Origin of the sequence: Pontibacter anaerobius (assembly GCF_026241195.1) — a bacterium.
GTDB lineage: Bacteria > Bacteroidota > Bacteroidia > Cytophagales > Hymenobacteraceae > Pontibacter > Pontibacter anaerobius.
In genome coordinates, this window is record NZ_JAPFQO010000016.1 from 14,013 (window position 1) to 39,847 (window position 25,835).

Sequence of the window (25,835 nt, forward strand, 5' to 3'; positions counted from 1 at the left end):
TTGAACCTGAGAGCACACTTATAGCAAACCGGCAAGTATAAAGTAAAAATCCCGCCGCCGTTCGTACTTAGAACAGCTGCGGGGTTTTTACTTTGGCAGCAGCCATACTTTATGCCAGCTTATCAGTTACTACAGCGTAGTGCGGGTCTTCCAGTATGTTCACGTCGATCACCTCCTCAGCATTTTTCAGCAGCAGGCGGCAATCCTCGCTCAGGTGCTTTAGGTGCAGTTTTTTGCCTGCCTTCTGGTAGCGTTCCGTTAACTTGTTCAGCGCATCTATGCCAGACATGTCCGCTACCCGACTTTCCTTAAAATCGATGATCACTTCCTGCGGATCATTCTGTACATCAAACTTCTCCGAGAAGGCTGTAACCGAGCCAAAGAACAGCGGCCCGTAGATCTCATAATGCTTCACACCGGCTGCATCGGTATACTTTCTGGCCCTGATGCGCTTGGCGCTCTCCCAAGCAAACACCAGCGCCGAAATGATAACCCCGATCAGCACAGCCTCGGCCAGGTTGTGTCGCCAAATGGTAATAGCAGCCACCAGAATGCCCACAAACACATCCTGCTTCGGCATTTTATTGATGATGCGGAAGCTGATCCACTCGAAGGTGCCGATCGCTACCATAATCATGACGCCCACCAGCGCAGCCATCGGCACAAGCTCAATAACGGGTGCGCCGACGAGTATGATTGTCAGGATGGCCAGGGCGGCAACGATGCCTGCCAGGCGCGCTCTCGCACCGGCCGACAGGTTAACCAATGTCTGGGCGATCATGGCACAGCCTCCCATTCCGAAGAAAAAGCCATTCAGCAGGTTGGCGCTGCCCTGGGCCACACACTCCCTGTTTCCGTTTCCCCTGTTTCCGGTTATCTCGTCAACCAGGTTCAGGGTAAGCAAACTTTCTGTTAAGCCCACGCCTGCCATAATCAGGGCATACGGGAAAACCACCTGCAGCATCTCCAGGCTCAGGGGCACCTCAGGTATATGGAAAGGGGGCAGGCCGCCGCTCACGGCTGCAATGTCCCGAACAATTTTGGTATCAATGCCAAAGCCAAGCACAAGGCTGAAAACAACGATGATGGCCACCAGCGATGGCGGAACGGCCTTGGTAATCCTTGGAAAGAAAATGATGATGGCAATCGTGAGGGCCACCAGGCCGAGCATTGTCCAGAGGGCAGTGCCAGACAGCCAGGCTAACTCGCCGTTCTCCATGGCCTTAAACTGATCCAGTTGCGACATAAAGATGATCACTGCTAGGCCGTTCACGAAGCCGTACATAACCGGCTGCGGCACCAGCCGGATGAATTTACCCAGCTTAAACAGGCCAACCAGGATCTGCAGGATACCGGCCAGCGCAACGGCTGCAAACACATACTCCAGCCCATGCGACTGCATCAGGGCGATCAGCACCACCGCCGTGGCGCCTGCCCCGCCCGAAACCATGCCCGGCCTGCCGCCAAAAACAGCCGTAACAAGGCCCATGATAAAGGCAGCGTACAAACCAACCAAAGGCGGAAAACCAGCCAGTATAGCAAAAGAGAGCGACTCCGGGATCATGGTCATAGCCACAGTGAGGCCTGCCAGCACTTCAATTTTATAATCAACTTTCTGGCTGAAGTCAAAGAGTCTCAGGTATTGTTTCATTTTTGTGATTCAGGAAGTAACGGAGCGGGTACTGCAGGCGCACAAGGGGCTATAGCCTTTAGCAACAACTGCCCTGATAAACGGGCGCCGGGGCAAAAACACATTGCAATGAGTTACTACCCAGACTCGCTCTTAAAGTATAAGAAAAAGGTGATGTTGAATGATGAAAAGCCGCCGATAGAGCAGCAAAGGTATGTTTAGGTAATATGGATTACCTGTTTACGGCACTATCAAGGTGGAGTAAGTAACATAACGTAAGGCGTCTTTCTCAATGGGAGTGCAAAAGTACGGTTTTTCTGCTTAAAATCAGTGAGTTGTACGCAAATTGGTCATTATGAGTGATTTAATGTGTGGGTAAAAGCAAACGAAAAGCCAGATGACAGCAGCTGTGGCTATCATCCGGCTTCAGGATTTTTATCAGGAAAAGATTTCTTTTATAGCGGCTAAACTAGGCGTTTGCCAGGTTCAGGTTATAGTCGAAAATGGCTCGGCCATTAGCGTTGCCCTGTTCCGGGTATACGGCACGCTCCGGGTGCGGCATCATGCCAAAAATGTCTTGCTGCACCTGCACATGATCTGGTCTTTGTGCCACAGCTTTTCGAATGCTTGGCCCTGATGGTATCAGCAAGGTCTTGGTCAGAGTTAGACCCCGGAAAAGCGATTACAACAGATTTTATACATTAAGGCCCAAGTAATTTATACTTGGGTCGCACATATTATCAGCGGCATTTAGCGGCGCTGGCTGCGCAAATCTGAATAATTATAGCTAATTTGCCAAAGTATCATTTTATAAAGAGCTTATGTTGCAGTCCATGACAGGCTTTGGCAGTGCCCGCCTCGATGCCGACCAGTATTGTATCTCCGTAGAAATCCGCTCGCTCAACTCCAAAAGTATGGACCTGAGCGTGCGTACCCCGAAAGTGCTTTCTGATAAAGAGTATGAGATCCGGAACATGGTGCAGAAGGCGCTGGTGCGTGGCAAGGTGAGCGTAAATGTGGAGTTCACGAAAAACAGAACGCAGAAGGCGCGCAACACGGTGAACAAGGAGCTGCTGAAGGCCTACTACACAGACCTAAGCGAGGTAGCCGACCATTTGGGAGCCGACAAGGGAGAGCTTTTCAGGCTGGCCCTGCACATGCCGGAGGTGATGCAGCAGGAGGAGCAGGACGAAGAAACCGCTGAAGCTGAGTGGAGCCTGGTGCAGCCGCTGCTGCAGGAGGCGCTGCAAAGTATAAATACCTTCCGGGCAGATGAGGGCAAGGCGCTTACGGCGGAAATAATGTCTTACATCGACCGTATCAGAATCCTGCTATCCGAAATAGAGAAGCATGACCCGGTGCGCATGGAGAACATTCGGACCCGCATCCGTGGCCACATTGCCGAGATCTCCACCTCCGAGCATTTTGACCAGAACCGCTTTGAGCAGGAGATGATCTACTACATGGAGAAGCTCGATATTGCCGAGGAGAAGGTACGCCTGGTAAACCACCTGCACTACTTCACCGAAACAGTATACCTGCCAGAGCCAACCGGCAAGAAGCTAGGCTTTATCTCGCAGGAGATTGGCCGCGAGATTAACACCATCGGCTCCAAGGCCAACGATGCCACCATTCAGCACCATGTGGTGGAGATGAAGGAGGAACTGGAGAAGATAAAGGAGCAGATCAACAACATCCTGTAAGTATAAAGTATAGCTTACAAAGTATAAAAGGCGAAGGCGCTGCAATAGTTTTGCAGCGCCTTCGCCTTTTTAGTTTATCTCTTCCTGATTTATTTCATCTGCCATCAGCGCCTCCGCAAAACTGGTTATCAGCTTAAACACCTCCGGGAATTTAGTGAGCGGTAGCTGTGCGGCATGGTCCTGCGGGTTGTGGTAAGCGGCAGTGCCACCCAAGGTATAAAAGAAGAATGCCGGTACGCCTGCCTCTGAAAAAGGGTAATGGTCGGAGTTAGCGGCCTTGCCCCGGCTCTTGATCTGGGGCAGGTAGTGGTGCTGCTCGTTCAAGCGCTGCAGCAGACCGAACTCCTGCTCGTGTACTTTGCCATTCACTACCATCAAGCCCTCATCGCCGGTGCCCAGCAGGTCCAGGTTCAGCAGGAAGGAAATCTGCTGAAGTGGGAAAAGCGGGTTTTGTACATAGTGAAACGAACCTAGCAAACCGGCTTCTTCGGCGGCAAAGGCGATAAACACCATACTATACTTTGGCTGATTTTCGGGGCGGCTGTAGTGCTGCGCCAGTTCCAGCAGCATGGTGGTGCCGCTGGCGTTATCGTTCGCACCCGGAAAGTATACCTCCTTGCCCTGGCTACCTAAATGATCGTAGTGGGCTGAGAACACCAGTACGGAGTCCGGCTGTTGGCTACCCGGTATAAAGCCGATTACGTTTTGTGTCTGGTGCTGCGGATTCAGGTCGGCCTGCACCGTAAAGTATACTTTCTCTGCTTGTTGCGGCCATGCGTTTTGCAGCACCTCCAGCACGGGCACCGCCTCCTGCTGCTTTGCTACGGTGGTTAGCAGGCTCTTAGGCTGAAGTATGATGTGCACTTTTGCCTGCTGCAGTTTTTGCTGGTAAGGCGCCGGCAGCTGGGCCAGCCGCTTCTGCTCCTGCTGCGGGTATACCAGGGCTTTATTCGTGAAATTTTTACGGAAGAACTTTTGGGCTACCCTGGCATCGGTAAAGACGAGCGTATCCAGCGGCAGCACTTTAGCCTTACCCGCTCCTGAGGCTGAGGAAGACCGGGCCACAAAATCCTGCCCCGGCACCAGCGTCCGGCCGTTTACCTGCAGCTGCGGCGTCTTCACAATGCGGTTTACCGGAAAACTGAACTCCTGAAAGTATGACTGGCCTTCCAGTGGTTGCAGCCCCATCTCATCAAACCGGTTCTTGATGTACAGGGCGGCCTTTAAATCCCCCTCGAAAGTATAGCCGCGGCCATACATGCTTTGGGAGGTAAGCGTATCTAAGGTCTGGCGTGCACGCGCCATGTCCTGGGCCTGCAGAAGAGTGGGAGCAGCAAGACAAAGGGTCAGCAGGAAAGTGAAAATTTTGTTCATAGTGCTAAGATAAGGGATAATCCGTAGTGTAGGCGCAGGAGGGCAACTACCATTGGCCCTCTATGGGTAAGGCGTAGGGCCGTTATTGCTGTGGGTAAAGTATAAGTTGCATGGTTGCTGCCGTTGCGCGGACAGGTCGCGACCTGTCCCTACGAAGGTGTAAACCCACCCCTGCCCCTCCTTGTCCAAGGAGGGGAATCATACCTCTCCCCAGCCCTCTCCTTTTCTCGAGGGCCCCTACCCCAAAACAGGAGAGGGAGTCCGGTCCCAGTGGTATAGCAACGGCTATCGAACTGATCCCAGTCTTTCCGTTGAGCGCCTTGTAGATTTCCGGTTTCGCTTCAGCGAAATTGCGACGCAGGAGCAAAGGAAATGTACACAGCGCGATGCGGGAAGACGAGCCCTCCCGGGCTGAGGGAGCCAAGGCTAGAAATGAAACGATGGGTTCATAAGGCTGTGGATTAACAGCAGCTAGCAAGGATAGCTTGGTTCAAATTGCAGGAAGCAGCGACTAAAGTATAAATTGACAGGTATAAAGTATAGCCAAAGTATAAAGTATGGCTACAGTTGAGTTACAAACGCAACATCATTGTAAGACACAAGTCTGAAGACTTGCGCCACCAGAGTTGGGGAAGTATAAATATGGCTCTGTAAGTAAGTCGTGTCCCAGACTTGGTTTCATAAGTAAGGAACAACTACAAATACTTGCGCCAGGAAAAGGGCAGCAGCTTAAGTCTAACTACTCCCGCTACCACACATAAATCAGCTTAAACAGCACAATACCCAGCAAACACCCGATCGTGTTAGCGAGTACATCGATAATATCGCCTTGGCGGCCATAGATGAAAAAATGCTGCATCAGCTCAATGGAAATGCCGAATAAGGAGCTGATAAACAGGCTGGCCCTGATAGCATAGTGGTGCAGGTGCGGGAAAGTATACTGTTTGGAAAGGCCCACGATCATCAGGAAGCAAAGCACACTGAACATGAAGGCGTGCGCAAACGAATCGAAAGAAATGAGCTCCCAGATAGAGAGGGTAGGAGGAAGGGAAGAAGAGGGCAGCAGTGTCGTCAGTAAGATCACTGCTGCCCAAATGAAAGTGAATAGATTGTAACGTAGTATCAAACCTATTCCTGTATTTTATTATTGACCGATTACCTCACGATAACCATCAGCTGTCAGCAGACCGTCGATTTCGCTAGCTTCGCTGATAGACATTTTAATGATCCAGCCATCGCCGTATGGGTCAGAGTTTACCAGCTCCGGGTTGTTCTCCAGCTTCTCGTTAAACTCCTGCACTGTGCCGGTTAGTGGGCTGAACAGGTCAGAAACAGTTTTTACGGCTTCAACAGTACCAAACACATCGTTCTGGTTGATGTCTTTGTCTACTGTGTCGATATCAACGTAAACGATGTCGCCAAGCTCGCTCTGAGCAAAGTCAGTGATGCCAACGTAAGCTACGTCGCCTTCTACGCGCACCCACTCGTGGTCTTTTGTATACTTTAGGTTTTCAGGTAGGTTCATGTGATATGTGTTTTTAGATTACTTTTCAAAAATACGGCCTTTTTCCGAATGCCAAAACTTTATTGCAGGCTTACCCGCAGCTGAACGCCTCCCTCGGTTACACTGTTGCGGAACGAGGTGGAAATCTTCGGATCTGACACCGTGCGCAGCACATAGAACTGCAGGTTCAGACGCTGGCTCAGCACATAGTCTATGGTAGGGCGCAGCTGCAGTTGGCGTGTGCCGTTGGTTATCTGGTTCTGGCTTCGCTCCGTGCCGGTGTCGTCGGTAGAGATGGCACGCTGCACCGTCTGGTTGTCGCGCACCTGCAGGTCCAGGCGCATGGTCAGCTCGTTATCCAGCGTGGTGCTGGTAAACGGTATCTTAAAGCTGGTGGTGCTGTAACCAAAGCCTACTACGTAGTCCTTCACATTCGTTTCGGTTATCTGTGCGTTCGTCAGGTTCAGCGACAGGTTTCGCTCCAGCTTATACTCCAGTCGGCCGGTAAGGTTAGTCTTTGTCCGGAAGTTAACGCCCAGCAGCGGGGCCAGGCGCTCTACCACTGTCAGCTGGTTTACGATGTAGTATGGCTCTATGCGCCCGAACTCGTTGAGCTGTGTAGGGAAACCGCTCGGCTCCTGCTGGTAAGCCAGCGAGGTAGAGTAGCTGGTAATGTTGTAGCTGGAGTTATAGGCATGCAGTATGCTGATCTGGCTAAACCATTTCTGGAAGAGCGGCAGGCGCTCCAGGCCGTTGTAGGTTACGCTCCAGTTAGGTATCGGCAGGCGGCTAAACGGGCTCTCAGCCTTGGCCTCGTAGCCGTTTATCTCCCGGCCCTGGTAAGCGTACAGGAACGACTTAAGCAGCACCTCCTGCGAGTTGAGGCTATAACCTGAATCTCCTGCGGCGGCGTTGGCATCTGTCAGCCTGTCGCGCACCACATGGCGGTTGCGTATAAACTGTTCAAAGGCATCTGATAAACCATCCTCTGTAGACTCAAACAAAGTTCCCAGTGCCAGGAACGAGGTGCTGAACGAGCCGGAGGTAAACGGATTCTGGCGCTGGTCCACAGTGCCTACGTCTCCGAAGTCATCAAACTCCTTGCGGTAAAACACTTCCTCTATCTCAGACTTGGCGCGGCGCACATCCACTGTCACGTTAAAGTTACGGAACGGCTCCAGGTTGGCACGGCCGGTAAAAGTTTCGCTGTAGATGCCGCTGAACGGAGTGTTCAGGTACTGGCTGCTGTCGGTGTACCAACCGTTGTTGTAGGCCCTGCTGTACAACTGGCTCAACTCATACTGCTTGCCAAGTATAAACGGCAGCCCCGGCGCGTTAAACTCATCATCAAACCCGAAGAACTCCGTGTCCGGTAAATAGCCCGGCAGCATGGAGCCGCGGTTCTCCAGGTAGGTCACGTTCAGGGTGCGCGTCATCATCAGCACGCGTGCCAGGCCTTTCAGTAACTTCAGGTCAGCCGGTGCCTTGGCAGCCGTGGTGTCATTAACGGCGGCCTGTGCTGGTTTGGCCGGTGTCGGCGAGTTCACGGCTTTCAGGAATTTTACCTTGTTGTATAATTTCACCAGGTCTACTCTGCCGTTCACGCTGAACTCCACGTTGTTCTCGGCAGTGTTGCCCAGCCTGAAAGTAGTATCCTGGTTCAGGGCTGTGGAGCCCGCCGTCCAGATGTAGGTGGTGGCGTAGCGGGTGTCCGCGCTCAGCCAGTCCGTCAGCGGAAACTTGTCGAATGGCAGTTTATAGTTCAGGGCAATCAACTGGTTGAAGTTGGTGTTACGACCGCCTTCCAACAGGTTCTCCCGGATGGTTTTGTTTTTATACTCCAGGGAGTCTATCTCGCTGTTGATGCGGCCATCCGGCTCATCTATCACGGAGCGGTTGGTGGCAGTATAATCCAGCGACAGGCTTTTGGTCAGGTCCCAGCGCATGTCATAAATGCGGTTAAAGAAGAACGACTTCTGGAACACCGGCTCTATACCACGGGTAGTTACAAAGCGTGTCTCAGGGTCAGGGCGCTGCAGGTAGGTTTCATTATAGAAACGGTTCAGGTCAGCCCGGAAAGAGAAGCGGCTTGGCAAGAGCGAGAAATTAAAGTCCTTGATCAGGCGCAAGTATGGCGAGTTTAGCTTTTCGCTTTTGGCAAAAGGCTGGTAGCTTCTCGGGGTGTTGTCATAAGTATAAGCAATACCACCGGTATAGGTTTTGGTATAGTCGCGGTCTGTTTCGATGTTGGTGAACAGGCGCTCCGAGTAAGAGTAGGAGAGGGCGAAGTTCTCGATGTCGTAAACCCGTACTTTGTCCTCTGGGTTTGTTCGCTCCTTGCGCACGTTCAGCAGGCTTATACTTTTGCGCGTCTCCTGGGTAATTACTTCTTTTTTATACTCGTCGCGGGCCTCATCGTTATCAAACTTTGTAAGCGACTGCTCCAGGGGCATGTCTTTGTCCAGCGGGTCGTACTGCGGCTCGGCAGAAGTAACACCATACTGCACCGTCATCGGCACTTTAACGCCCCACTGCTCCGGCAGGAATTTATCCAGCACCATGTTGGCGCTTACATCAAACTGGGCGATGTCGTCGCGGGACCGCAGGGAGAGTGGCTGCTGCAGTCCTCCAAAACCCACGGTAGTATAGGCACCGGTAGCGGTTACGTTGGCAAAGTCGGCTAGTTTCGCATTCAGGCGCGCGTTAGAGGCCCAGCCGGTTCGGTTCACAAAGTCAGCCACACGTAACTCGTTTACCCAGATACAGGCCGAGTGCGGACGCGCATCGGCGTTTGCCTCGGATGGATTTCGGATACCGATCATGATTCCCTCCACCTCACTAAAATCCGGGTTTCCCACCACGCGTATCAGCTTACCGTCGGCAGTGGTTACAGTATAAGGTACAAAGATGTTGCCCGGGGCATTCATGTTACGTTCTGCCTTGGCGTCTACCAGGTCCTGCAGCGGTATGTTCACTTCGTTCTCGGTTGGCCAGATGGAGGTTGCTGTGTTGCTGCCCGGCTGCGTGAATTTCAGCGGCACCACATACTCGTAGTAGTTCTGGGTAAAGTCTGTGCCGATGCGGATAAAGGCTTGCATTTCACCGTCCTGAATGCCCGGTTCATCCGACTGCGCATGTACAAACATCTTCAGCTCCTTATATGCCAGCAGGTCCAGGGAGATGTTCTTGAATACGGCTTTCGAGAAAGAATCTTTCAGGTCCTCTACGCACAGCTGCAGCGATTGCTCGTTTTGGCGGCGGTCGTTGGTAGAGGCATAATCGCGCAGGCGGTTGATGCCCGGAGGAACCACGTATGGTATATCGTTCTCCGAAACCTGTTTCTCCGGCCCATTCTCCTCTATATTAACTGTGGATACGGTAAAGCTGCGGGCATCGTCGGTACAGGTAAGGCAGGGCGTACCCTCTGTCAGCGGCTGGTCGAACTTGCGCCACTGGTTGGCTACAAACTGGAACTGGGCCATACGCAGCACCACCGGGTCAGCAAAGCCGGTCATGTAAAGGCGCATAAAACGGATGGATTTGAAGCCGTTGATGTTGCCTACTGTATTGGTTGGCTGGCGCACCGGTACCCGAAACTGGTACCAGGTGGTACCTTCTTCGCCTTCTACCTTATCTACTATGTAGTTCTGGCCTATTTCCAGCTGGCTTGGCGCCAGGTTTATCTTATACTCGTAGTACTGCTCCAGGTCCGTGATGACGTTGTCGCCGTTCAGGTCCTCTTTATCAGGGAAAGTATAGTTGGCAAAGCGGCTGTTTTCCGGAGAGTTATTCTCCATGCCGTTAAAATTCTTATAGCGCTGCAGTACACCGGCATTCTGCTGGTCATACACCGGGTCGAGGTGGTGGAAGAAGTTATCAGCCGAAGGGTCGTCTATTATAGATTGCGGCGGCGTGCCTGGTATGCGGTTCAGGAAGGAGCTGCGGAAGTAGCTGGCCTCATCTGCATCATTCAAACCATCCAGGCCAATATCCTGCAGTTGCCGGCCGCCGGGTATACCTGTAAACGCATCTGTCAGGAACTGTTGCTGCGTTACGCGGCCCCAGATCGTCTCTTCCAGGTTCTGTACATCTTCGGCATCGGCTGGCAGGCCGTTTTCGAAAGCGTATTCATTGTCTTTCAGGATGTCTTCTGACACACTGCCCAGGTTCAGTACCAGCTGGCCCGGATCCTGGCTGTTAATGTTGCCGCCAAAGGCACCGTCCCTGCCTTTGGGGCCTTCCAAAAACGGATCCATCAACCAGAACTCCACATACTCGATATTGGCATTATCAAAGTCGGTGTCGAAGGAGATCTCGCGGCTGATGCCGCCCCAGTTGTTGCGCGGGTCTCCGGCAAGCAGCCCTTGCGGCGTCAGGTTCGGGTTATAGTTATACTGGCCACGCTCACGCGGATAGTAGGCCAGGTCAAACGTATATTCATAGTTGTTAGATACCTCTGCATCGCGGCCCGGGAAGATTTCGGTACGACGCACGCCCCGCACATAGTGGTTGGCCAGCTCCTCATCCGTGATGTTATCGGGCTTCAGGTTGTTATTATCGCGGTAGAAGATCTGATCTATGGTGTACCAGGCCATTTTAGCTCGGTTGTAGGAGTACTCCAGACCCTGACCAGGTATAAGCGGGGCAGGGGTGGCTGCCACGCGCCAGGGGCTATTGGTAAAGCCACCCAGGCTGTAAGGCGTTTCGGCTCCCTCAAAGTCGTCTAAGTATGAAGCGCCGTCTTCGTTGGCGTTGGATTTAGACTTAGCCGGTACCAGCTGCGCAAACTCACTACTGAACGTGATCAGCGAGGGAGCTTTAGTCTGTATCAGCGGAATGGCATCTACAAAGCGCGTCAGCATCCTGGACTCCTTCTGCATGTTCACATCAAAGCCGTAGATGGTATTGTTGGTCGGCTCGTCGCCTATACTTACCCGGTTAATGAAGGTCTGCTCGTTCAGGTGCAGCACGGTGGCGCCCAGGTTCACGTCATCGTTCAGGCGGTAGTCGAAACGGGCGCCTAGCATGGTGCGTGGCTGTATGTTCAGCAGTTCGGCCTTCTCATAGGTTACACGCAGGTCGTTGGCTGAGTTCAGGTAACTAGGATTCAGGATCTTGATGCGGCCCAGGTCGTAAAATACCTGGTAATCAGTGCCCTCCTGCAGGCGGGTGCCTCCAGAGTATACCACTACAGAGCCTTCCGCAATCTGGAAGCCCGGCAGCATAATCTCATCCGTTGCGGTAGACTGTACCTTACCCTTTATGTAAAACTTCGCCTTTACATTATTCTGCTGTGCATCGGTCTGCGTCTGTTCATATAGTTCCTGGAAAACATACTGGTCTACCAGGTTCGGGTAGCCCTCCAGCTTGCTGGCCAGGTAATCGCCAAACGGCTCCACCTGCGGAAAGTATACCCTGCCGCTTTCTGTGTCGATGGTAATGCCGGGAAGGAAGTCGAAGTTGCCGTCGCTTGGCTTATCGTTGTTCGAGTTTACATTGTCCAGGTTCAACACTTCCACCAATGGGATGTTCTGGATCGGGCTTGGCTCTTTTAAGCTCGTCAGGTCTACACCGGTCTCATCATCCTTGTAAACAATCTGCAGCTTAAAGTCTTCGCGGTTTACCTGTGTTGCATCCAGCGCATACACGTTCTTCATCATCAGGTCCCAGGTGGGGTAGTTCAGAGAAGGGCTGGTGGCGCGGAGCAATTTCATATGAATAACCTGGTCAGACTCAAGGTTCTGGTAATTATCCATCAATTCGCCGACCCGGTAGGTTTTGCCGTTGTATGTATACTCAAAAGCGATACCCAGTACCTGGTCGGGTAGCAGGGCAGAGTTAAGCGATATATAGCCCAGCTGTGGGTTAAATTTATACTCGTTTGGCTCCAGCTTACGGGCACGCACATGCTCAAAATCTATCCCTTTCTCCAGCCCCAGCGACTGCAGGTAGGCATCCACGCGGGAGTTGCTGCGGGCGGCGCTGTTTTGTGGAGAGATCTGGCTATAGAGTGAGTTGGCCTGGTTATCGGCGGGGGCTGTGGCTGGCCTGCCGGTGTCAAAGGCTTCGCGGTAAGGATCGGCCTCACCAAGGTCCATGTAGGCCACTATGTTGCGCAGGTTCTCCGTTGCGCGGTTATTGTTCGTTACGTATAGCTCTACGCGCCGTATAACGATGCCGGAGTTTACGAGTGGCAGGTTCTTAAGAGCTTCGTTGTAACGCCCCCTGAAAAACTGCGACAGGTAAAAGTGGCGGTCACGATCGTAATTATCTACCCTGATCTCGAATGGTTTGTTCTGGCCGCCGTTCTGAATCACGACTTCATCATTGGTACCGCGCACGCTGGAGGCAATGGTGGTAACACCCAAGCGGCCAAACTGCAGCTGCGCCTTTACGCCAAACAGGTTCTGGGCACCTGTAATAAGCGAGTTATTGAGTGGCAGGCTTACGTTTCCGGCTTCCACTTTACGTATGATCTCCTCTTCGTAGCCGGTATAATCCAGCTTCATGTTGTTCTCGAAGTCGAAGTTGGCGTTGTTGTCCCAGTTAAAGTTAAGGCGCATTTTCTCGCCGATTTTACCTACCAGGTTCAGGGAGATGTTCTGCTCAAAGTCAAAGTCGCCGGTGCGCTGTTGGCTGAGCGGTATAGTGGGGTTCTCGTTGCGGTTAAAGCGTGCGCCGAATTTCAGCGACACGTTGCCATTCGGCTGTATATCCACGTAGTTGCCGCCAAAGATGCGGTCAAACACCGGGCTGATGTATAGCTTCGGAATCAGGCGGTTGCTGCTCACTACGCTCTCGCCATCCAGGCCGGCAGACTTGGCGCGCCAGTAGTTGCGGATGGCCTCGCGCTGCTGCCACTCCGAGTACTCCCGCATCGACATGGAGGAGGGCGTACGGTATAGCACGCTATCGCCAATGGTCTCGGTAATATTGTAGAGCTGCAGGCTGTCGTCCAATTCTACGTTAAGTTGCAGGTTGCTTGGTTGGCCAAGCAACAGCGGCGAGTTACTGCTACGGGTACCGAACGGACTACCGCGGCGGTCAGACGGAACAAAGGTTGGTTTCCGGCTCGGGATATATTTTGCGGTGTCCTGGCGAACGGTATCCTGCCAGTATAGGAAATCTTGAAAAGTAGACAGAATTTTCTGATCCGGCACACGTAGCCCTTCCGCCCGCGACCACCAGGCCAGCAAAGATACAGTAGCAACCGTGGCAAGCAGCAGGTTGTGCTTTTTACTTTTCCAGATCAAAATAGGATATCTCTCTCTTATGAAGATTTCAACGCAAACTTAATTAACTCCTCTACGCTCAGGTTGCCGCCTTCGCGCTTAATAATTGCGTCCAATGTTTTCTCGGCAACGTTCTTGGCAAAGCCCAAGGTTACTAATGCTGATAACGCCTCGGCACGGTTGGTATTGTATGCTACAGCAGAGACAGGAGCATCGGTCAGCAGCACCTCCTTTTTCATTTTATCTTTCAGTTCCAGAATGATGCGCTGGGCCGTTTTGGCGCCTATCCCTTTTACGTGCTGAATGGTGCGTACATCCTCCCGCACAATGGCCTGCTGTATCTCTTCCACCGACAGCGAAGACAGGATCATTAATCCCGTATTAGGGCCAACGCCGGAGATGGAGATCAGGTGCAGGAAAGCCTCCTTCTCTGCCACGGTGGTGAAGCCATACAACGTATGAGCATCCTCTTTTATGTGCAGGTACGTATGCAGCTTGCAGCGCTCACCGGTCGGCAGCGAAGAGTAGGTGCTGAGTGATATCTTGATCTGGTAACCTATGCCATTAGCTTCGATAATGACATAGGTTGGATCTTTGTGCGTCAGTTTGCCATCAATATAGGCTATCATCTATATATGTTGATTGTTATAGTTCTGAGCATCTACGACAGCAATGGCTACCATGTTCACGATGTCGCGGATGGAGGAACCGAGCTGAAGTATGTGTACCGGTTTGCGCATACCCATCAGCACCGGTCCAATTACCTCAACACCACCTATTTCCTGCAGCAGTTTGTAAGCAATGTTGCCCGCCGTAAGCGTCGGGAAAACAAGTGTGTTGGCGCCTTTTTCCGCCAGTTCGCTGAACGGGTAGTGCTCGCGCAGCATGTTTTTATTCAAAGCCGTGTTTGCCTGCATTTCTCCGTCTATCAGCAGGTCCGGGTAGCGCTGTTTTGCCTTGCGAACTGCTTCGGCTCCTTTGTCCGGAATGTCGCCGCGCACGGAGCCGAAGTTAGAAAACGAAAGCATGGCCACGCGTGGCTCTGTATCGAAGAAACGCACCGTACGGGCCGTCAGACCGATGATATCCACCAGTTCATCAGCAGTTGGGTTCACGTTTACCGTCGTGTCTGCAAAGAAATATGGCTCCTTCTGGCCAAGCACAATGTACATACCGGCCACTTTGTTTATGCCTTCTTCCACGCCGATTACCTGTAGCGCCGGCGAAATGGTTTTGGAGTAGTCGCGGGTAAGGCCGGAGATAAGGGCATCAGCCTCGCCGGTGTGCAGCATCATACTTCCGAAGTAGTTGCGGTCGCGCATCAGGCGGCGTGCATCGAACAGCGTCACGCCTTTTCGCTGGCGCTTCTTGTATAGTATCTGTGCGAATTCCTCTTTCTTAGCTTCCTCCACCAGCGGGTCGATGATCTGCGCGCCATGGAGGTCCATGTTGTTCTCTTCGATGATGGCTTTGATGCGCTCCGGGTTGCCAAGAAGTATAGGTTTGGCTATTCGCTGCTCCTGCACGATCTGGGCAGCCTTCAGAATCTTGTAATTATCTGCCTCGGCAAATACCACCGTCTTAGGGTCTTTCTTGGCCTGCGTAGTAATACGCGACATCAGTTTCTGGTCTATACCGATACGCTCTTTCAGTTCCACTTCGTAGGCCTCCCAGTCTGTAATCGGGCGGCGCGCCACACCGCTTTCCATCGCTGCCTTTGCCACTGCCGGTGATACGGTTGTGATCAGGCGTGGGTCAAGCGGTTTCGGGATAAGGTAAAAGCGGCCGAAGTTGATGGTGTTGTCTCCATAGGCTTTGTGCACGATCTCCGGAACGGGCTCTTTTGCCAGTTCTGCCAGCGCACGTACGGCGGCCAGTTTCATCTCCTCGTTAATTTCCGTGGCACGCACATCTAACGCTCCCCTGAAAATGTATGGGAAGCCTAGTACGTTGTTTACCTGGTTAGGATGGTCGGAGCGTCCGGTAGCCATAATCAGGTCCTCGCGGGTAGCCATCGCCACCTCGTAAGGGATTTCCGGATCCGGGTTAGCCAAGGCAAAGATGATCGGGTCGTTGGCCATTAACTGCACGAACTGCGGTGGCAGCACGTTGCCTGCCGAAAGGCCCACGAACACATCAGCGTCCTGCATGGCTTCTTCCAGCGTATTTATCTTGCGCATCGTAACGAACTGCGCTTTGTAGATGTCCAGATCGTCACGCTCCGGCCGGATAATGCCTTCCTTGTCAAACATCACGATGTTATCCATCTGAACACCCAGTGCCACATAGAGCTTGGCACAAGCAATGGCAGCAGCTCCGGCACCGTTCACCACCATTTTTATACTTTCGATTCTCTTGCCTACAAGCTCCAGCGCGTTTAGCAGGGCGGCAGACGAAATGATAGCCGTACCGTGCTGGTCATCGTGCATCAGCGGGATGTTCATCTGCGTCTTGAGCGCATTCTCGATCTTGAAGCTCTCCGGCGCTTTAATGTCTTCTAGGTTGATGCCGCCGAAGGTAGGCTCCAAAGATTTTACAATGCGGATGAACTCCTCCGGGTCAGTACAGTCAATCTCAATGTCAAACACATCAATTCCGGCAAACTTCTTGAAAAGTACGCCTTTCCCTTCCATTACCGGTTTAGAGGCATCCGGCCCAATGTTACCGAGCCCTAGTACGGCGGTTCCGTTTGATATTACACCTACCAGGTTGCCCTTGGCGGTATACTTGTATACATTGTCCTTATCGGCGTGAATTTCTTTACAAGGTTCTGCAACACCCGGGGAATATGCCAGCGCTAAATCGTGCTGCGTGCTTACCATTTTGGTGGGCACTACCTCAATCTTCCCGGGTTTCCCTTCCATGTGGTAGTTCAGGGCGTCCTCTTTGTTTACTCTAATCATTTGTTGTGTTGTTGTAAGTCGTGTACTTTCTCAACCTTGCCCGCCTGTCTTTAACTTTCCCCCAAGTACATCTGGTTAAAGACCAATTTTGCAAGAATTTACGGTTAATCCAAAGTTGAGCCTCCAAAGATAAGCGGTGCAATAGTTATGAGTGCAGAAATTGTTGTTTTTTTAACATGAGCGTAACGGAGCCAAGTATAAACAAAGAGCACCTTCTGTACGGAAGGTGCTCCTGGTGTAGCGGGTAGTGCTATACTTTAGCTCAGGATCAGTTTCTGGCCTGGCTTCAGGTTGTTAGATTTTAGCTTGTTCAGTTTTTTGATCTGCTCTATCGTGATGCCGTCATACTTGCGGGAGATTTGCCAGAGCGTGTCTCCAGGCTGCACATGGTAAATCAGCTCTCTTTTCTCCACAGCAGACTTAGCGTTGCTTTTAGCATCGTTGTTAACTGCCAGCACGGCTCCTGTTGGCTGACCCTGTTGCAGGATCTGTAGTTTCTGGTCTGCTGCTATATAGCTGCTGTTCAGGTTGTTCCACTCTTTTAGCTGGTCTACCGTTACATCATGGCGCCTGGCAATGCTGCTCAGGTTGTCGCCGCGCTGCACGGTGTACGTAATGTTAGAGGTTTTAGCAGAAGCCCTAGGCTCTGGTGCCTCTTCCGTTTTGGCGGATGCCAGCATTACCGGTGCCTGCTCCTGCACTTTTTGCTGGAGTGGGGCAGGGGCAGCGGCCATAAGTATACAACTCTTATCCTCGTTAGTGGCCAGAAGGCTGGCTCTGCTAGACGGGATGCGGAGTTTATACTTGTTGCCAGGTACGGTGTTTTTCTTCAGCTCAGGGTTTAGGGCAAGGATCTCTTCGGGTGTAAGGTGCAGCTCTGCCGCCAGTCTTTCCACTTCCAGTTCCTGCGTTACCTCCAGGTAGGCTACCTCCGGCTGGTAAAGTATGGAGTCGGAGAAAATGTTGTGCTCTCCGGCATAGTTCATGGCGTAGCGCACGGCTGTCATACTTGGCACATAACCTCTCGTTTCGCGCGGCAGGTAAGGGAAAATGTCCCAGAATGATTTTTTGCCGCCAGCCTTACGAATGGCTTTGTTTACGTTGCCCTGGCCACAGTTATAGGCCGCCAGCGCCAGTTCCCAGTCGTCGTAGTATTTGTACAGCCGGCGCAGGAAGAGCATGGCTGCCTCCGTGGATTTCTCCGGGTCCAGGCGCTCGTCTACATACTGCGTCTGGTGCAGGCCATACTCGCGGCCGGTAGGCTTCATAAACTGCCAGAGCCCGGCGGCCCCAACAGGGCTCTGCGCCAACGGGTTCAGGCCAGACTCCACAATAGCCAGGTACTTGAGTTCATCTGGCATGTTATGCTTCTTGAGGTACTTCTCAAAAAGCGGGAAGTATACGTTCTCCCGCGTGAGCATGGTGCGCGTATACTTGCGGTTACGGATGGTAAAGTAATCGATAAAATTCCTTACGAAGTCGTTGAACACCAAAGGGATGTCCGACTCAATGCAGCTCAGCCTGTCGGCAATTACATCGTCGGGCTCGTTGGGTACAGTTTCTACCATCAGCGCCAGTTCCTCAGGCGACAGCATGAATACCGACGTATCTGTCACCGTGGTAACTTGCAGCTTTAGAGAGTCTACGGAGACGGATAAAGAGTCGCTGGATGGCACCTCAAGCAAACGGCTATGGCCGATAGCACTGGCGTTTACAGACCAGATGCTGCCAGCCATAGCCGCAAGCAATGTAAAGAATTTGCAGTAAGTCATGTCAAGGTTTATGCTTCAACGGTTATCTTGTCCAGTATGTAATTTGAGAAAGCGAGCAACTGCGGCTCCTCAAATGAGCGGGTCATTAACTGCAACCCGATGGACAGGCCGTTGGCATCGCGCCCAACCGGAATAGAGATGGCTGGAACGCCTGCAAGTGAGGCCTGGACCGTAAAGATATCAGCCAGGTACATGGCTAATGGGTTCGCTGTGTTTTCTCCTATTTTAAAAGCAGTAGTAGGAGCGGTAGGCAATATAAGAAAATCATATTGCTGAAGCAACTCGTCGGTCTTCTCTTTTATAAGGCGTCTCACCTTTTGTGCCTTGGTATAGTAGGCATCGTAATAATCGGCGCTGAGTACAAAAGTGCCCAGCATGATACGGCGCTGTACCTCCTGCCCAAAGCCTTCGGCTCTTGTCTTCTTGTACAGCGATGTCAGGTCGGTTACATTGTCGGAGCGGTAGCCATACTTCACGCCGTCGTATCGGCCCAGGTTAGAGCTGGCTTCGGCGGTGGTAAGTATGTAGTAGGTCGGCACCATAAAGTCCAAGTATGGGAAGTCCACAGCCTCTACTTCATGGCCTGCATCGCGTAGCATATCCTTCACGCCGAGTATGGCGTCTTTTACCTCTGTCTCAAGGCCCTCACGCTCAAAACAGTCGCGGATATAACCAATTTTATACTTTTTGTCTGTTTGCAACAGTTGGCTGTAAGCTGGCACCTCGCGCTGGCTGGCCGTGCTGTCCATGCCGTCCTGTCCGGCCATTACCTCCAGCAGCAGGGCCGCGTCCTCTACGCTCTTTGTTATCAGGCCGATCTGGTCGAAAGAAGAGGCATAGGCGATAAGGCCATAGCGGGAAATGCGGGAATAAGTCGGCTTTAAGCCAATTACGCCGCAGAACGAAGCAGGCTGACGCACTGAGCCACCTGTATCCGATCCGATAGAGGCCAGGCACAGGTCGGCTTGCACAGCCACGGCAGAACCACCAGACGAGCCGCCCGGTACACGGGCAGGATCATCGGCGTTCAGTACATTTCCGAAAGAGGAATTCTCATTGGAGGCACCCATGGCAAACTCGTCGCAATTCTGGCGTCCGATGATGATGGCATCCTCGGCAAGCATGCGCTGCACCGCCGAGGCAGTATAAAGCGATTTGAAGCCGTTCAGGATCTGGCTGGAGGCCTGCAGGCTGTGTCCCTCGTAGGCCAACACGTCCTTTATGCCTATTACCATACCTGCCAGCTTGCCGGCTGTGCCGTCGGCTAACTTCTTGTCAACAGCATCGGCCTGGGCCAGTGCTTCTTCTTCAAAAGTTTCCAGGAAAGCATTCAGTTCGGCTTTCTCCTTAATATTCCGGAGGTAATGTTCTACCAGTTGCCTGCAGGAAACCTGACCGCCGGCAATGTCTGTGCGAATGTCGCGTAGCGAATTATACTGTCTCAATCTTTTTTGGACTTAGGATCGTCTTTAATGGATTGCTCGAGCTCGTGTTTGATGATGTTTGTAGCGTCTTTGAACTCCCGCATGCCACGGCCAAATGAGCGGGCAATGCTCGGGATTTTATCAGCGCCAAACAGCAAAAGGATGGCGGTTATAATAACCATCATCTCACCTCCTCCCAGGTCTCCCAGGAAAAGGAAAATGGTATTAAGGCACATATCTCTACCTTAAAAACTAAATTGTGCGGGAAGAGACTACTTTGTGGTGTTGTCGTCTTTTACTGAGCTCTCGATGTCGTTCTTGATCTCTTTCGTAGCATCTTTGAACTCCCGGATGCCGCGGCCCAGGCCTTTAGCAAGTTCAGGAATTCGCTTAGCGCCGAACAGCAACAGGATAGCAAACAGAATAAGGATAACTTCTGTACCGCCTAGGCCTCCAATAAACAAGAAAATGTTGGTGATACCCATGTCTTTAATCTTTTAAAGTGTGTTACAAAATTAGGGTTAATATTTTAAATAAACCCACATCAGTCGGGATAAGTTTAAAACGCCCCAAAGTAAGTATAAATGTGCAGGCTGTCACGTAACCAAAAGAAAAATTTGTTTCTCTCACATAGAAGCTGGGGTGAAGAACTGAGCCGAGGTGAAATCGTCTGCTTCCGTTTTTGGGAAAATTGCATTGAAATTAATCCCAAAAACGGAAAAATGCATCTTGGGTGATTATTGTAACAATTTGTTATTTAGCGTATTATATGTTATTTCCCTTGTGGTATAGAACTTGTTATGCCAGGTTTTAGGTAGAAGGCCGAAATGCGTTCAAGTGGCACTACCTACAGTTAGCGGAGCTGCTGCTAATTTTAACCTTAAATGCAACTTTATTGCATCGCTGTCTGTTTCAAAAATAAGGAACAAAAATTCTGAAACCTTATTTTTAAATAGTAGTATAGCTATACAAAGATGCTTGCTTACTCGCAATTTGTTTTTGCCTCAGTGTTGCATTTTTATAAACGAGGTTGTAATTTAGAGACATGAAATCTCAGCAGAGCCCTTAGGCCTGCTTATAGATATAAATATTAAGTTTGTTTTCATAGCTTGGAAAGGCACCCTGCACTGTGGGGTGTTTTTTTATTTTTACACAGCGCTGTTATGTTTTCTAACACAAACGGCCTTTAGTTATTATAGTTTGTTTTGCCTGGGGGAGGCAAAGCTAAAAAAGAAAGCCACGGCATCTGCTGTGGCTTTTTTAATTTTAGCTCCTGGAGCTTTGTGTCCTTTGTTACGGTTTTGCAATCCAGCTCTCGGGGTTCATGTTTGAGCTGTTTTTCCAGACCTGGAACTGTAACTCCGTGGTGCCGTCGCTGTCGGTGTAAACGGTGCCGATTGTATCTTTCAGCTTTACATCCTGCCCAGGTTTTACCGATACTGTTTTTAGCTTAGCATAAACAGTAAAGTATTCGCCGTGCTGCACCATCACGATGTTATTCATACCTGGCACGGAGGCTACTGTTAACACCTTTCCTTCAAATATGGCGCGGGCAGTAGAGCCTTGTGCTGTCTGGATGTCGACGCCGCGGTTCTCTACCACTACCCCTTTAAGCACCGGGTGGTTATGGCGGCCAAACTTCTGCGAGATAAACCCGCGCTCTACAGGCCAGGCCAGTCTACCTTTGTTACCCGCGAAGGAGGATGAAATAAGCGCTGCCTCTGGCGTGAGGGTTACTTTGTTAGGGCTTCCGCTGGTTTCCTTGCCAGCCGCACGGGCCTCTCTGGCTGCCCTGGCAATCTCTTCCCGAACAATGTCGGCAATCAGGTTGTCCAGTTTTTTAACGGCCTGCTGGCGTTGCGCCACTTCTTTTTTCAGGCTGCTTTCCTGCTGGCTCAGGCGCGAGATAACCGTGCTCTGCTGCTGCTGCAGGCCCTGCAAGTTCTTATTTTCAGCTAACTGTTTATTTAAAAGGCTTTTCTTCTGATCCTTCTTCGTCTCCAGCACCGCCAGTTGCCCGTTTAAGGCGGCCTGTACTTTGCTGATCAGTTCTACCTGTTTCTTGCGTGCCTCTGAGTATTGCTGAAGGTAGCGCAGCCGCATCACAAACTGATTAAATGAGTCGGAGGCAAACAGGAACATGAGCTTGTTATAGCTGTTGGCTGTTTTGGCGGCGGCGTATACCATGGTGGCGTACTCATCCTTCAGCTTTTGGAGGTCGTTCTGCAGCGCACCCACAATGCCCTCAGTCTCCTTCACATCGGATTCCAGTAAACTGATCTCGCGGGAGATGTTCTCTATAACTCCCTGCTGTACCGTTATTTTCTCTTTGATGGCATTGAGCTGGCCAATAGAAGCTTGCTTCTGCTTCTGGGTTTGCTGCAGAATTTGGTTTGCTTCTTTTATGCGGGTGAGGTTTTCCTTTTTCTCCTTCTCCAGCTGCGCCTTAGACTTTGCTTTTTGGGCCGCGGTAACCAGCGGCAGGCTCAGCAGAAACAGGAAAAAGGCAAATCTGTAAAGGGCCTTCATCAAAATGTATGGTTCTTCTACTCTTAGATTACAAATATGGTGAATCTAAAACGGAAGAACCAGCAGGGGCGTGTATTTAATTAAAATTGAGGTGGGTATAGTCGCTGGGCACACCGAACGGGAAAGATAGCGGCTCCTCCGAAACGGTAACGCGGCTGTGCTTCAGGGTAAAGTCCGATACCTGGCCTTGCTGCAGTACCTGCGCGATCAACTCATAGGCAAAGGGCACCTGGCCCACAGGCTCAAAACCGTTATACTTTACTGTGATGGTATTGCCGGTATTGATATCCTTGGCGTTGAGTTGCTGCAGTTTATTATTCAGGTTGCTGATGAAGTAATCGAACGTGAGGTTCTGGCGCTGCTGCTGCACATGTTGGCGGTCTTCCAGGCTTATTACCTTCTCGGCACCTACTGCCTGGTAGTTCCCCAAAAGTATGGCCTGTAGCACCTCGAAGTTTACATCCACCTGCAGCTTGTTCCTAAGGAAGCTGTAATCTGTTGCCACGTACTCTTTCTTCAGTCGGTTCATAAAGTGTACCGAGTCCTGGGTCAGCATCATGCGGGCGGCCTCAATCCCAAGCCCTGGCTGCACCGACACCCAGATCACGCTATCCTTCTGCATACGGATGCTTACACCTGATGAAAGGTTATCGTTTTTATCGTTTAAAGTTATCTGGCCTTTGCTGCTGAGGTAGTTGAAATTAAGGTTGTCTACTTTTACTTCGCCAATAGTAGTGGTGGCGGCAGTGGCTGAGGTAGGTACAGTATTCTTCTTACAGCTTGCCAAAAGCAGCAAGCCGAACAGGAAAAGCAATAGATGCTTACTCATAAAGTTTCTTCTCTTTTATCTTTCTGTCTATAAAGGCGGAGGCTTCGCCTTTAAGTTTGGCCTTTTGCCATTGGCTTACGGCTTCATCTTTCTTACCTAGCTTGTACAGCACATCGCCATAATGCTCCACTATGGTGGCATCGTCTGAAATGGCTACGGCCTGTTCTAAGAATTTGCGGGCTTCTGTATAGTTACCCATTTTATACAGTACCCAGGCATAGGTGTCCAAGTAGGTAGGGTTTGTAGGGTGCTGCTTCACCAGTTGCTCTGACATCTGCTTTGCACGATCCAACTTTTCGCCTCTCAGTGAAAGGAAATAACTATAGTTGTTAAGAACGTGCTCGTTGTTAGCATCCTGCACCAGCACGGCTTCATAGGCTGAGTCAGACTTTTTGAAATCTTTCAGGGAGTTATACCCGTCGCCCAGCTGCATGTTGAATTGCATTTCCAGCTCAGGCTCGCTAACAGACAGGCGCTTACCATACTCCAGCGCCTTCACGGCCTTCTCAAAATTCTTCTCTATGAGGTGGCCGGTACCGCTGTAAAACCAAAAAACCGCCTGGTTCGGAAACAGTTCCAGGGCCTGCTCTGCGTGCTCCACCATTTCAGCGGGTTGTTCCAGCTCTGCATCCAGCAATACGATCTGCTGCCAAATCTTAAAATGGGAATCATCTAACTTTACTGCCTTCAGGTAATTATCGCGGGCTATTGCTTTTTTGCCAACTATGGTCTGCAGGTCGGCGGCCACGGCGTACGCTTTAGCTTCTTCCGGGTGTTTTTCTATCGTCAGGTCCACCAACTCCAGGGCAACAGGCTCTATCTGCGGGTTAGGCAACTGACGGATAAAATCTACCAGAATACGCACCTTGGTGTCTATGTCGAGCTCACTGCTGGCAAAAGCCAGTTTTACCTGCTTCTCCGATTCTTTAAACTCACCTTTTTGGCGGCTCAGGTCCGACAGCATGAGGTGGGCAAAAGGATTACCCGGCTCCAGGCGCAGTGCTTTGTTCAGGGTACTAATGGCTTCGTCGGTGCGGCGGGAGGCGTTGTACAGCTCTGCCTGCGACAGGAAATAGCGTATTTCGGTAGGGTTGGACTTTAACAGCTTCTCGCCCTCGGCAATGGCTTTGTCTACGTTTTTCTGGCGCAGGTATATCTGCTGGCGGTTTACCAACAGTTGCTCCATATCGCCAAACTCCTTTTCTATGCGTTCATAGGTCTTCAGGGCGTCGTCGTAGCGCGACTGCGATAAGTATAGATCTGCCAGGTTAAAGAGATACTCGTTGGAGTTAGGTACGTTGGCCAAAAGGGCATTGAAGGCCTGAGCGGCGGCATCGTACTGCTGCTGCTCGGTGTGCAGTTGGGCCAGCAGCAGGTAATAGTATGCGTTCTTTTTCTCCAGATTCACGGCTGCCTGGGCAAAAGGCATAGCCGACTTAGGCTCCTTCAGGTGCAGGTAAGTCTCGCCGATCTTGTAGTTCAGGGCGGCGTTGTCAGGGGTAACGGTGTAGGCTTTTTGAAAAAGCTGGAGGGCTTGTTGGTAGTCCTCCAGCATAAAATACTTCATCCCATCCAGAAACATCGCTTCGCTGATCTGCCTGTCTCGCTCGCTTGGGGCCTGCACCTGTACTTGTGGTGCCGGTGCCTCCTGAGCGGCTTTGGCTTTCTTCTTCTTAGAGGATTGCGCCGTGCTTTCGCCTGTGGCTACAAGGGCCAGGCAGCAGGTGGCAATCAGGATGTTTCTGAATGTATTCATGGTTTACTCCGCAAGTGTATTGTAGTCGCCGAGGCTGAGGTCAGACTGGCGTCCCTCATACACAACAAAGTTGCCGAGCATTGAGTTTGCAACGTTGCCGTTTTTGAGAATGGTGTTCTCCTGAATAATGGAGTTGCTCACCACGGAGTTGGTTACGTTTGTGCCATTGCCTATCGAAACATGCGGGCCAACCACCGAGTTGGTGATCTGTGCGTTTTCGCCAATGTATACAGGCGGGATAATCACTGCGTTCTCCAGCTTCGCCGACGAGGCCACCAGGCCTTCCTCATCCTTTATATACTCTAAATAGCGTTGATTAGTATAAACAGTTGCGTTTTTATTTCCACAATCTAGCCACTCAGAGATAACGGCAGGTATAAACTTGGTGCCCTTGTTCTTCATGTTCTCCAGGGCATTGGTCAACTGGTACTCGCCTTTGTCCTTAATGTCGTTATCGAGCAGGTACTGCAGCTCGTCGCGCAGATAGGCGCCATCGCGGAAGTAGTAGATGCCTATGATGGCCAGATCGGAGATAAACTCCTGCGGTTTCTCTACAAAGTCGGTAATCTCGTTGTTCTCGTTCAGCTTGATCACGCCAAACGGACGCGGGTCCTCCACGCGCTGCACCCAGATGGTACCGTCGGCGTTGGTGTCGAGCTGGAAATCTGCTTTGAAAAGCGTGTCGGCAAAGGCCACTACTACTTTTCCCTCCAGTGATTCTTTGGCGCAAAGTATGGCGTGCGCTGTGCCCAGAGCTTCCTCCTGGTACACGATAGTGCCTTTGGCGCCAATCTTCGTGGCGATCTCCCTCAGGTCGTTTTCCACCTCCTCGCCGAAATGGCCAATAATGAAAGCCACCTCTTCGATAGGCTCGTGGCATACTTTCGCGATGTCCTCTACCAGGCGCTGCACAATCGGCTTGCCTGCAATTGGTATAAGTGGTTTAGGAACCGTAAGTGTGTGGGGGCGCATGCGCTTGCCCATTCCGGCCATCGGTATGATAATCCTCATAGCTGTTTTTTAATGTTCAAAGTTTTATTTAAGGCTGCAGCTTCTGCTGTAGTAATCGTTTACTCGCTGTTGGTTACTGGTTGTCAGGTATGCGTTGTTAGTGCGTTTATACTTTGGGTAAGCCTTATACAGGATCAAGTATTTCCCCAAATAACTAACAATGACGTA

General features: G+C 51.3%; 17 protein-coding genes and 1 pseudogene. 1 reads left to right on the plus strand and 17 read right to left on the minus strand.

What is annotated here, in order from left to right; all coding sequences use genetic code 11:
- Nucleotides 1-109: 109 nt before the first annotated feature.
- From OO017_RS20110 to OO017_RS19300, 3 genes and pseudogenes are all read right to left on the minus strand, one after another.
- Nucleotides 110-388: an STAS domain-containing protein gene (locus OO017_RS20110; protein ID WP_439651334.1), complete on the minus strand. Its 279-nt coding sequence runs from the start codon at nt 386-388 to the stop codon at nt 110-112.
- Nucleotides 389-565: 177 nt separating this feature from the next.
- Nucleotides 566-1,651: pseudogene (locus OO017_RS19295) on the minus strand (SulP family inorganic anion transporter); the annotation flags it as partial.
- Between the two features lie 448 nt (nt 1,652-2,099).
- The gene (locus OO017_RS19300; protein WP_266054347.1) at nt 2,100-2,243 is read right to left on the minus strand and encodes a hypothetical protein; all 144 of its coding nucleotides are present in this window, start codon (nt 2,241-2,243) and stop codon (nt 2,100-2,102) included.
- A 208-nt stretch (nt 2,244-2,451) separates the two neighbouring features.
- Here OO017_RS19300 and OO017_RS19305 point away from each other — a divergent pair, with 208 nt between their 5' ends.
- A complete protein-coding gene (locus OO017_RS19305; RefSeq protein ID WP_266054348.1) occupies nt 2,452-3,333 on the plus strand; it encodes a YicC/YloC family endoribonuclease in 882 nt (293 codons plus the stop codon).
- 69 nt (nt 3,334-3,402) lie between these two features.
- Here OO017_RS19305 and OO017_RS19310 read toward each other — a convergent pair whose 3' ends face one another.
- The 14 genes from OO017_RS19310 to OO017_RS19375 all read right to left on the minus strand — a co-directional run bounded on the left by OO017_RS19310 (nt 3,403) and on the right by OO017_RS19375 (nt 25,667).
- Nucleotides 3,403-4,707, minus strand: coding sequence for a M28 family metallopeptidase (locus OO017_RS19310; protein WP_266054349.1), 1,305 nt, complete (start codon nt 4,705-4,707; stop codon nt 3,403-3,405).
- A gap of 748 nt (nt 4,708-5,455) precedes the next feature.
- A complete protein-coding gene (locus OO017_RS19315) occupies nt 5,456-5,791 on the minus strand; it encodes a VanZ family protein (RefSeq protein WP_266054350.1) in 336 nt (111 codons plus the stop codon).
- A 60-nt stretch (nt 5,792-5,851) separates the two neighbouring features.
- The gene (gene gcvH / locus OO017_RS19320; protein ID WP_266054351.1) at nt 5,852-6,232 is read right to left on the minus strand and encodes a glycine cleavage system protein GcvH; all 381 of its coding nucleotides are present in this window, start codon (nt 6,230-6,232) and stop codon (nt 5,852-5,854) included.
- A gap of 59 nt (nt 6,233-6,291) precedes the next feature.
- Nucleotides 6,292-13,464: a T9SS outer membrane translocon Sov/SprA gene (gene sov / locus OO017_RS19325; protein WP_266054352.1), complete on the minus strand. Its 7,173-nt coding sequence runs from the start codon at nt 13,462-13,464 to the stop codon at nt 6,292-6,294.
- A 17-nt stretch (nt 13,465-13,481) separates the two neighbouring features.
- Nucleotides 13,482-14,072: a Holliday junction branch migration protein RuvA gene (gene ruvA / locus OO017_RS19330; protein ID WP_266054353.1), complete on the minus strand. Its 591-nt coding sequence runs from the start codon at nt 14,070-14,072 to the stop codon at nt 13,482-13,484.
- Entirely contained in the window at nt 14,073-16,346 is a 2,274-nt protein-coding gene (locus OO017_RS19335) for an NADP-dependent malic enzyme (RefSeq protein ID WP_266054354.1), read from the minus strand. It abuts the gene before it with no gap.
- Nucleotides 16,347-16,603: 257 nt separating this feature from the next.
- Nucleotides 16,604-18,118 (minus strand): lytic transglycosylase domain-containing protein, encoded by a 1,515-nt coding sequence (locus tag OO017_RS19340; protein WP_266054355.1) that lies wholly within the window; start codon nt 18,116-18,118, stop codon nt 16,604-16,606.
- Nucleotides 18,119-18,126: 8 nt separating this feature from the next.
- Entirely contained in the window at nt 18,127-19,563 is a 1,437-nt protein-coding gene (gatA, locus tag OO017_RS19345; RefSeq protein WP_266054356.1) for an Asp-tRNA(Asn)/Glu-tRNA(Gln) amidotransferase subunit GatA, read from the minus strand.
- A complete protein-coding gene (locus tag OO017_RS19350) occupies nt 19,560-19,778 on the minus strand; it encodes a Sec-independent protein translocase subunit TatA/TatB (protein WP_266054357.1) in 219 nt (72 codons plus the stop codon). Before OO017_RS19350 ends, gatA begins: the two co-directional genes overlap by 4 nt.
- 36 nt (nt 19,779-19,814) lie before the next feature.
- Entirely contained in the window at nt 19,815-20,027 is a 213-nt protein-coding gene (locus OO017_RS19355; protein ID WP_266054358.1) for a Sec-independent protein translocase subunit TatA/TatB, read from the minus strand.
- An 808-nt stretch (nt 20,028-20,835) separates the two neighbouring features.
- Nucleotides 20,836-22,071: a murein hydrolase activator EnvC family protein gene (locus tag OO017_RS19360; protein WP_266054359.1), complete on the minus strand. Its 1,236-nt coding sequence runs from the start codon at nt 22,069-22,071 to the stop codon at nt 20,836-20,838.
- A gap of 76 nt (nt 22,072-22,147) precedes the next feature.
- Nucleotides 22,148-22,900 carry a lipoprotein insertase outer membrane protein LolB1 gene (gene lolB1 / locus OO017_RS19365; protein ID WP_266054360.1) on the minus strand — a complete coding sequence of 251 codons (753 nt, stop codon included), beginning with the start codon at nt 22,898-22,900 and terminating at the stop codon, nt 22,148-22,150.
- Nucleotides 22,893-24,656, minus strand: coding sequence for a tetratricopeptide repeat protein (locus OO017_RS19370; RefSeq protein ID WP_266054361.1), 1,764 nt, complete (start codon nt 24,654-24,656; stop codon nt 22,893-22,895). The genes lolB1 and OO017_RS19370 overlap by 8 nt, the downstream gene beginning before the upstream one ends.
- 3 nt (nt 24,657-24,659) lie before the next feature.
- Nucleotides 24,660-25,667: a sugar phosphate nucleotidyltransferase gene (locus tag OO017_RS19375; RefSeq protein ID WP_266054362.1), complete on the minus strand. Its 1,008-nt coding sequence runs from the start codon at nt 25,665-25,667 to the stop codon at nt 24,660-24,662.
- Between the last annotated feature and the right edge of the window lie 168 nt (nt 25,668-25,835).